This window comes from Acinetobacter lactucae (assembly GCF_013344765.1).
In the GTDB taxonomy this organism is placed as follows: Bacteria; Pseudomonadota; Gammaproteobacteria; order Pseudomonadales; family Moraxellaceae; genus Acinetobacter; species Acinetobacter lactucae_A.
The window spans coordinates 1-2261 of the sequence record NZ_JABVBF010000277.1; the positions used below are offsets into that span (position 1 = coordinate 1).

At 32.4% G+C, this 2261-nt stretch carries 2 protein-coding genes and 1 pseudogene; all 3 read left to right on the forward strand.

The window, feature by feature from the left end:
- Positions 1–262, forward strand: a pseudogene (locus HUN22_RS18035) (TauD/TfdA family dioxygenase); the annotation flags it as partial.
- A gap of 43 nt (positions 263–305) precedes the next feature.
- Positions 306–1049 (forward strand): TSUP family transporter, encoded by a 744-nt coding sequence (locus tag HUN22_RS16605; protein ID WP_174731693.1) that lies wholly within the window; start codon positions 306–308, stop codon positions 1047–1049.
- Between the two features lie 181 nt (positions 1050–1230).
- Positions 1231–2261 (forward strand): DUF389 domain-containing protein (locus HUN22_RS16610; protein WP_174731690.1); only part of this gene is annotated, 1031 nt, incomplete at its 3' end.

The window sequence follows — 2261 nt, forward strand, 5'->3', positions numbered from 1 at the left end:
ATATAGATTCAGTCCAAATGAAAATGCGTCTATAAAAATTAAAAATGCGTTTTATAAATTTGAATCAATTGTTCGACAAACTAGTATTGTTGATTCTATTAATTTAAATCCTAATACAGTTTTAATTATTAATAATAGTTTGTGCTTACATTGTCGAGATACTATTAAAGATAATCGAAGAACATTAGTTCGTTTATTTGGTTATAGAAAAAATCTTGATTATATTGTATTGCAAAAAAATCCTCTTATTGTTAAAGGCTAATAAATTGAATTTTGAACTCCTACTTATCTTAGGCTTAGTAGCTATGGTAGCTGGGTTTATTGATGCTATTGCAGGTGGGGGTGGCTTAATCACTCTACCTGCATTGCTCTTGTCAGGCGTTCCTCCTGTTTCAGCAATAGCAACCAATAAATTACAAGCGGCCTCTGCAACACTTTCAGCAACTATTAGTTTCGCAAGAAAAGGGCTAATCGAGTGGCGTAAAGCAATTCCTATCGCTTGTATGTCTTTTTTAGGAGGAACATTAGGGGCACTTTCAGTTACCCTCATGCCTAAAAATGTACTTTTAACTATCGTTCCGATACTTTTAATTCTAGTAGCCTTATATTTTATTTTTTCACCAAAACTAAGTGATGTAGATAAAAAGCCACTGATTCCTTATTTTCTATTTGCACTTCTAGTCGCACCATTACTAGGGTTTTATGATGGAGTTTTTGGTCCTGGTGTCGGTTCATTTTTCATAGTTGCATTTGTACTATTATTAGGCTTTAAGTTGGTGAGTGCCTTATCTTATACTAAGTTAGCAAATGTGGCCTGTAACTTAGGTTCTTTATCTATTTTCATCATTAAAGGGTATGTCATTTTTCCAATCGCGTTAGTGATGGCTGGTGGAGCTTTTATTGGGGCTTCGATTGGCGCAAAATTTGCGGTAAGATTTGGATCAAGAGTAATTAAACCTTTGTTAATATTGATAAGTTTATGTATGGCTCTAAAATTATTATTAGATCATAATAACCCGATTTTCATATATTTTAGTCATTTCTTTTAATATATCTATTACATTATTTGCATCTCAATAGCGTGCTTTTAGAGGCTCTTAAATCTGTTAAGAGCCTCTTATTATGAGGCACAATAAATAAGTAGACGTTAGTAAATTTAGAAAAACTTGATTTCTCTCTATTTTTTTAATAATAAAGTTTAATAATCAAACTATAGAATAGAAATTAAATATGGAAAAAAAAGATGATGCTACAATCATTGTAGAAGAAAAATCAGGTCACCAAAAATATGAAGTGCTAAAAGAAAAGCTGAGATACAAACAAGCACTTAGAGCAAATACAAAAAAAATTGATCACAAAAATGTCCGCTTAAATATTCAAGCAGACGCTTTACCCAGTAAGACATTTTTTATAATGAATGCACTTGCAGCGATCATAGCTGGGTATGGTCTTCTTGCGGATTCATCCGCTGTAGTTATTGGTGCAATGTTGGTCGCAATGATGCTTGGCCCTATTTCAGGAATAGCACTGTCATTAATTGATAATAGATGGATTTTATTTAGAACATCATTCTTAACCCTCATTTTAGGCTTAATAATGATTTATTCGATTGGTATTATTTTAGGACTAATTAATATAAATATACCAATCACTGGCGAAATCTTAGCTCGAACACAACCGACTATAATGGATCTTATGATTGCGCTTGCAGGTGGGGCAGCAGGTGCTTTTGCCTCTATATCACCTCGACTTTCTGTTGCTGTTGTAGGTGTGGCTGTAGCGACTGCTTTAGTCCCACCACTAGTTGCAAGCGGTATTTTGATTGCTCATTTAGAGTGGAAAAGTGCAGCAAATGCTCTAATTTTAGCTATAACGAATATTATTGCGATTCAAGTCAGTTCCTCATTAGTGTTATGGATTGCAGGTTTTAGACGAGGTTCTGATACTGAAGTAAAAAGTAATGTTTTTGAATTTATAAAAAGAAATATCATTAGTCTATTCTTTTTAGTAGGTTTAGCGATTTACTTAACATTAAATTTTATCCATATGCTAAATAAACAAATTTATGAGAATGAAGTAAAATCAGAAGTTAATAAATATTTTAATATTAACAATAATGTTGTCGATACAATTCAATTCGATAAACGGGATACTTTTACTCTCGTTCGTATAGTGGTACGAGGAGATACTACTCCAACAGCATTAGATATTAAAAGACTCAATCAATTATTACCAAAAGATTCAAATGAAAAATCCACTAT